This is a genomic window from Longimicrobium sp. (assembly GCF_036554565.1).
Classification (GTDB): Bacteria; Gemmatimonadota; Gemmatimonadetes; order Longimicrobiales; family Longimicrobiaceae; genus Longimicrobium.
On record NZ_DATBNB010000516.1, the window covers coordinates 1 to 6,899 of the forward strand.

Here is a 6,899-nt window from a genome sequence, read left to right on the forward strand (position 1 = left end):
CTAGACACCGCGGAAGCTTGGTACCGTAAGAGCTTGGTGATCGCGGAAGGGCTGGAGAATCGCCCAGTTATGGCTACTAGTCTTAGTCAACTAGGGATGCTCCTGCGCGAGCAAGGGGACTACGAAGCTTCAATGTCGGCAACCCTTACCGCACTGCACATCTATCTAGAACTCGGGTCCAATGATGCCGCTGCGGGATTCCACAGTCTCCGGATGCTCCACGAGGCAGTGGGACAAGAGCGTTTCGTAGAGTTGTGGGGAGTTGTGCACGGGTCTGACACATTGCTAAACCGGGTGCTCAAACTCTTCGGTCAGACGTCTAACCTAAGCGAGGAGCCCGGTTCGTAGGCGAACCCGCCGACCAATCCGCGCATCGGAGTTGCGCGGCGATCTACGCTGCCCAGCCAGCGCGGTCATGCTGGCCAGATCAGCTCGGGAGCGGGCGGCCCCCGGACGATTCTTTTACAATCGGAGACGAATGAACGGGAATGATCGTGAGGTGATCCTGCGGATTGCGACGCACTACGCCGCGACCGGTACAGATGCTGACGCGGTACGCGCAGCCGGTCTGGTGGCAGCGCACGGGGGAGATTTGGCGCACGCTCTGGCGGACCTGGTTCCGACGACAGCACGGTTTGGGCCGGGCACCTTGCTCGATCGGCTGAAAACCGAGGCATGTGCTGCACTCTTGGGAGAGAAGGATTTAGTGCCGCGTTTGGAGGATCTACGGAACCAAGTCATTGGCAACGCCGTAGGACAGGTCGCCACTGCGGCTGCACTGCTCAGCGGCCTCACCGGTTGGCAGACGCCAGTAGCGGTGATTGTATTCCTCTATATGGTCCCCATTGGGGTGAGGGCCGTGTGCGCAGCCCCAGAGCAGATCTAAGCCATGGCTTGACTCTCGAGAGATTCGCGCGATCAAGCACCTGCGCGGGAGGAAAACGATGGGACCCGGCATTCTGACTCCGTATCATCCGGCGTAGCGACGCCGCCTTGTCTTCGGCATCCATTCGGTGTACATTGTGTGCGGAAGAAGGCTCCCCACACCAGCCGGACGGTCCCGAGATGCAGCTGGTTCAGCTCCGCGGGCGCGGCACCGCGCACAATCCCAAGAACCGGTTCGAGTCGGCCGAGTACGTCCCCGACGACGAGGCGTACGACCCCGACGAGCCCGGCCCGCGCACGCAGTTGATGCGCGACCACACGCGCGGCATCATCACGCGCAACGACAGCCCCGACGTGCCGTTCGAGACCAGCCTGAACCCGTACCGCGGCTGCGAGCACGGCTGCGTTTATTGCTTCGCCCGGCCCACGCACGAGTACCTGGGCTTCTCGTCGGGGCTGGACTTCGAGACGAAGATCCTGGTGAAGCACGACGCGCCCGAGCTGCTGCGCAAGGAACTGCAGTCGCCCCGGTGGAAGCCGCAGCCCATCGCCATCAGCGGCGTCACCGACCCGTATCAGCCGGCGGAGCGCAAGCTGGGGATCACCCGCCAGTGCCTGGAAGTGCTGGCCGAGTTCCGCAACCCGGTGGGCATCGTCACCAAGAACCACCTGGTCACGCGCGACGCCGACCTTCTGGGCGAGCTTGCGTCGTATGGCGCCGCCGTCGTCAACATCTCGGTAACCACACTCGACGAAAAGCTGCAGCGGGTGATGGAGCCGCGCGCCAGCACCCCCGCGCGCAGGCTGGAGGCCATCCGCGTGCTCTCCGCCGCCGGGATCCCCGTGCGCGTGCTGATCGCCCCCGTCGTCCCCGGGCTCACGGACCACGAGATGCCGGCCATCGCCGCCGCCGCCGCCGAGGCGGGCGCCACCGCGGCCGGCTACATCCCGCTGCGGCTGCCGTTCGCGCTCAAGGAATTGTTCGAAACCTGGCTTGCCACAAACTTCCCGGATCGCAAGGACAAGGTGCTCAACCGCATCCGCGCCATCCGCGGGGGCAAGCTGTACGATCCGCAGTGGGGCACCCGCATGCGGGGCGAGGGGATCTTCGCGGTGCAGATGGGGGCGCTGTTCGCCACCGCCTGCCGCAAGTCAGGCCTCACGGAAGAGCTGCCTCCCCTGTCTACGGCCGGCTTCCACCGGCCGCACCCCGCCGGGCAGATGGGACTCTTCGACTGACCTGAACCGCCTCGCCCGGGCTCGACCCGCTTCCGAGCGGCGTCCGGAATCCGGACAGGAGGAATTTCGGAGCCACGGCGCGCGGTTTCGGCGAATCGCGCGCGACGCCGTACGAAATCCGGACGCAGACCGGCGCGTTCGCCGGGCGTCGCAAATCTCGTAAATCGCACTGTAACAACGACTTACATCACCGCTGCTTCACGGCACCCGGTTCGCACAGGGAGAGGGCACACGACCACCCTCCCCTGCCCGGATGCCCATCATGTACGCCGCCGCCCTGAAGTCCGCGCCTCCGTCGCATGCGCAGGTGACTGTCGCCCCGCCGCGCCTGACGCTGGTGCGCGACCAGCCCCCCGCCGCCGCGCCGCCTCCGCCCGGGGGACGGCACCTGGCGCACGTGGCCACCCTGCTACGCGTCCTCGCAGAGCACCGCGAGCAGGGCCCGGCCGCGAAGCCCGGGTCGCCTTCGCTCTTCCTGGTGCGCGAGGAGGAGGACGCGTTCTGGGAACTGGTGGGGCTGCGGGTCCGGGGACTGCCGCACCTGCTGGTGTCCGCGGTGCGCTTCGCCCGGCAGGCCGCCGCGGGGCAGCCGCACGCGCGCCGGTCGCTGTGCCACTACCTGTGTGCGCCCCCCAAGGAGCTGGGGCTGTCGCGGATTGCGCGGCCCTCGCACCTGGTGGAGCTCCTGATGCCCTCGGCCGACGAAACCATCCCCGAGTTCCAGGCGCGGATGCAGGGGGGCGAGACACCCCGGTCCATGTTCCTGGACGTGGACTCGGTGGACTACGCATTCGACTTCCGCACGGCGAACCCCTCGGTAGACCGCGGGCGCCTTCCGGGCAACCACACGCCCGAGTGCCACCTGTTCCGCACCGCCGAAGGGCACGTGCTGTCGGGGATGTCGCACGGGCTGCACGCCAAGCTGCACGGTGACCAGTCGTTCGTGGTGCTGCGCGATGCCGTGCAGCACGGCCCCGGCGGCGACCGCGTGCTTCCCACGCTGGTGCTTCACCGCCGGCTGGTGAGCGCCGACGCGCGCCTGGACGCCGATGGCCCGGCGCCGTGGCTGCAATCCGTTCCCCCGTTCGTGCGGAGCATGGCGCACCCGCGCTTCCTGCTGGCGCCCGATGCGCGCCCCTGACGGCAAGGTACGAGACGACGAGACCCCGGACGGCCGCGCCGCCCGGGGTCTCCACGCATCCCACCACTTTCGCACTCCCGCACTTTCCCACTCTCAGGGAGGCGCCTGGTTCACGATCACCAGCTTCTGCCAGATCTTGACGCACAACCCGGTGGTGAGCGTTTCCACCTCGTCCACCGCGGCCAGCACCACGGGGTCATCCAAGGTCTGCGCGTACAGCGCGGCCAACTTGCTGTTCAAAGCCAGCATCTCGCTGCAGTAGTCCAGGTACCGCGCCAGTTCGAACCGCGTCAGCGTGCGGGTGGGCGAGGATGGGGTATCCTGGGCGGGGCTGCCCCGCAGGTGGCGGTCGGGGTCCTTCGTCAGCTGGTGCATGTCGACGATGTGCGCCAGGGCGCGAAGCTCCCGCAACGCCTGCAGCGCGCGCCGCCGCTTGATCCGCCCCTCCACCGTCACCAGAAACAGGACGGCCGCGCCCAGCAGGATCAGTTCGTTGATGACGGCTTCCGTGGCCTGCAGCAGGTCCAGCGTCCCCGCCCCCTCGGCGCGCACATCCAGCCGCACTGCGATCCCGGCCAGCAGCGCCATCAGCAGCAGGATCACCAGCCCCACCGCCACGCGAACCCACAGGATGGGCTCCTGCACCCAGCGCACGTTCGCCACCGTCCGCTGGGCGATCCCGAGCATTTGCAGCGCCAGGCGCGAGAGCCCGCTCGCCGGGAATCGCTCACTCACCCGGTCGCCCAGCGCCCGCACCGTTTCGATGATTCGCGACGGCTCCAGCCCCGGCACCCCGGCGTCCACCGGCAGCGCCGAGTTCGCATGCGCAGTGCCGGAGTTGGACGATGGCGGGACGGAATTGGACATCGGGAAGCGCGTGCGGGCTGTCTCTGGATTGCGGCGGACGAACGACAGGATAGGCAGCGAAACCGCCCGACGGCAAGCAGGCAACGCGGGAAGGCTGACGGGGGCGCACGATCACCTGTGCGCCCCCGGTTCGCCTTTTGTGGCACAAGCCCTACCACCCTGGTGGAAGTCCCGGTGGGTCCTTGATGTATTCGCCAATGGAGTATCCGATCACCGCACCCGCCAGGATGCCGATCAGGTCTCCCATCTCGCACCCGCCACCGCACGCGATCCGGGTCACGGCGAAGCCCACCGCGGCCCCGGCGAACACCCCGATCACCGGCGCCGCACTCCTCGGAAGCGCTTCACCCTGCGTTTCCTGATCGCTCGCCTTCGCGGGCCAGGAGCTCGTCACCTCGCATCGCAGGCAGGTCACAGGCGCCGGGAGCCTGGGGGGCCCGGTGGGCGTATCGTGCGCGGCCGGCGAAACGGGTGGCGCCTGGGACTGCCCCGCCGCGGGCGCGGCAACGAAGAGGAGCAGGAACATCGCCGCACATCGTACGTGAACGATCCTCGTCATCGCGTCCCCTCCGCAGGGCCAGCCGCTCATTCAGGGCAGCGGTAGCCGTACACGAAGCGGTTCCCCAAAACGTACGCGTGCCTGCCGTCCGAGGCGAACTTGCTGATCATCAGCGTACTGTATCCCGGAGTGTCCTCAACAATGCTCTTCAGCAGCTTCCCGGTGCCGCGGTCCAGGACGTACAACCCACCGTCGTGCGCCAGAATCCGGCTGCCGCACAGCGCAATGCCGTCCACGCTGGCCATCAGCCGTGTCTTCCAGAACACCGCGCCCGTCCGCAGATCCATGGCCGTTACCCAGCGATCCGCCGATGACGTGTAGACGGTGTCACCCGATACCTTCGGCGGGTCGAGCGCACCGAAATACCGATCGGGATCACCCGGCGTCCGCCAGCGGGCCTCACCCGTAATGCGGTCCAGCGCTACATAGACGTTCTTCTCAAAATCGCTGAGAAGAATCCACCCCCCCGCGACAACCGGCTGATTCATGAACCAATGCCGGTCGGTACCGTTCCCTTCGGTGAATTTCCAGAGGACGGCGCCCGTGCGGCGGTCCAGAGCAAAGATGTGACCCACGGCCAGGTGGCCGTTCTCCGCCAGGTACTGCTCCACGTTCGCGTACACGGTGTCACCGGAGACTGAGACGCCGCGGACGATGCCCCGGTACTGCCATCCTGGCCCGATTTCGGTGCGCCAGAGCAGCGAACCATCCTGCACGGACAATCCGAAGATGAAGCGGTCGGTACCAAAGTAGAAGCCGTCCGCGTGCGCCGCAGTCACCCCGAGGCCGGCGATGCCGCCCGGATCGAAGCGCCACAGTTCTCGTCCGGATTCCGCATCCAGCGCGATGGCGTTCGAGCCCGCGAACAGCACTCGTCCCGCATGTACGGACACGTTCTTGGGCCCACCGAACGGGCGCTCGTAGCGCCACACCTCCGTGCCCGTCGTGCGGCTCAGCGCAACGATTGGCCCTCCCCCGTCGTAGTCGGCGTAAATGCGGTCGGCGTCCAGCCCCGGTCGAACCGGCGGGAACTCCGCCCTGACCGGCGTCCGGAAAATTTCTACCACTCCGGCGTGCGTCGGCGGGTCTGGCGTGGGCGAAACCCCATCCCCGCTGCACCCGGCGCTCGCGGCCCCCCCGAGGAGGGCCGCGGCGGAAATTCGTCGCCAGTTCACCGCTGCACCACGCCCATGGTTTCCATGGCGGCTCTAATCCGAATCAGCGACGCGGGGCTGGCCGTCTCGCCCGTGTGGCTGTCCGCCTCCGGGGGCCGGATGATGAACCGGGCGGGGGTGTAAGTCCCAGGGCCGGCCGGGTACTGCTGAGACGAGAACTGGACGAACCCGTCCGAGCGCTCGTAGTTGCGGTTCGTGATGTAGTTCCACGTGTCGTCGATACGCTCCAGCGTCGAGGACACGAAGTTGCCGATGTTGAACAGAATGGAGGCCAAGTTGTTCCAGTACGAAGACGTGTGCCAATAATTCCCGTAGTAGTTGTCGTAGCACGGGGGCCAATAGGTCCGGTATCCGGAATAACCGCACCCGACCCCGCCGCCGTACGGATACGCCTGCCACCTGAGGAACATGGCGAGATCCTGCAGGAAGATGCCCGCGCGGTACACTCGTTCCGTCGTGCGCACGTACGCCTGCCCGTCAGGGCGGCCGCCGTTCAGCAGGCGCCCGCGATGCGTGTTCGCGTCTCCCACAATCCGCATCAGCGACCAGCGGTTTCCCGCGTCGACCTCGATGCTCGCGCGCAGGAACGGCTCGTAGGTCGAATTCAGCTGGTTGACGAAGTCGGAATTCGTCCGCACGTCCTGGATCACGGGGACCAGCGTCCCCGCGACACCGTAGGTGATCTCCCCCGCGATCCGGCGAGCCGTAATCTGGGCGATAATGTCGCACATGAAAGAACCGAAGCAGTCACCCTCGACGGCGTCGCTGACGTACTCGGACACCAGGTCCGGGCCGACATCCGCCACCAGCGCTCCCCGGTGCGGCGTACCCATCGTGATCACTCCGTGCACCAGGTCGTTGCGCCGTTGCGCGAACCGGCGTGCGATCAGGCCACCCTGGCTGTGCCCGACGACGATGTTCCTGCCATGCCCGGTGGAGTTCACCTCCGCCTCGAGTTCGGTCGCCTGCTCGTCCAGCCGCTTGAAGGTCGACGTACTGAAGGCACGCTCGTGGCCGACCGCGAGTACTGATG

General features: G+C 67.0%; 7 protein-coding genes. 3 read left to right on the forward strand and 4 right to left on the reverse strand.

The window, feature by feature from the left end:
• The first annotated feature begins 478 nt into the window (after positions 1 to 478).
• The 3 genes from VIB55_RS14110 to VIB55_RS14120 all read left to right on the forward strand — a co-directional run bounded on the left by VIB55_RS14110 (position 479) and on the right by VIB55_RS14120 (position 3,265).
• Positions 479 to 886 carry a hypothetical protein gene (locus VIB55_RS14110; RefSeq protein ID WP_331877294.1) on the forward strand — a complete coding sequence of 136 codons (408 nt, stop codon included), beginning with the start codon at positions 479 to 481 and terminating at the stop codon, positions 884 to 886.
• Between the two features lie 179 nt (positions 887 to 1,065).
• Positions 1,066 to 2,124: a PA0069 family radical SAM protein gene (locus tag VIB55_RS14115; RefSeq protein ID WP_331877295.1), complete on the forward strand. Its 1,059-nt coding sequence runs from the start codon at positions 1,066 to 1,068 to the stop codon at positions 2,122 to 2,124.
• A 253-nt stretch (positions 2,125 to 2,377) separates the two neighbouring features.
• A complete protein-coding gene (locus VIB55_RS14120) occupies positions 2,378 to 3,265 on the forward strand; it encodes a hypothetical protein (RefSeq protein WP_331877296.1) in 888 nt (295 codons plus the stop codon).
• 93 nt (positions 3,266 to 3,358) lie between these two features.
• Here VIB55_RS14120 and VIB55_RS14125 read toward each other — a convergent pair whose 3' ends face one another.
• From VIB55_RS14125 to VIB55_RS14140, 4 genes are all read right to left on the reverse strand, one after another.
• Entirely contained in the window at positions 3,359 to 4,132 is a 774-nt protein-coding gene (locus tag VIB55_RS14125; protein WP_331877297.1) for a hypothetical protein, read from the reverse strand.
• Positions 4,133 to 4,283: 151 nt separating this feature from the next.
• The gene (locus VIB55_RS14130; protein ID WP_331877298.1) at positions 4,284 to 4,658 is read right to left on the reverse strand and encodes a hypothetical protein; all 375 of its coding nucleotides are present in this window, start codon (positions 4,656 to 4,658) and stop codon (positions 4,284 to 4,286) included.
• 59 nt (positions 4,659 to 4,717) lie between these two features.
• The gene (locus VIB55_RS14135; protein ID WP_331877299.1) at positions 4,718 to 5,758 is read right to left on the reverse strand and encodes a PQQ-binding-like beta-propeller repeat protein; all 1,041 of its coding nucleotides are present in this window, start codon (positions 5,756 to 5,758) and stop codon (positions 4,718 to 4,720) included.
• 104 nt (positions 5,759 to 5,862) lie between these two features.
• Positions 5,863 to 6,899, reverse strand: a 1,037-nt coding sequence (locus VIB55_RS14140; protein WP_331877300.1) for an esterase/lipase family protein, incomplete at its 5' end; no start/stop codon positions are given.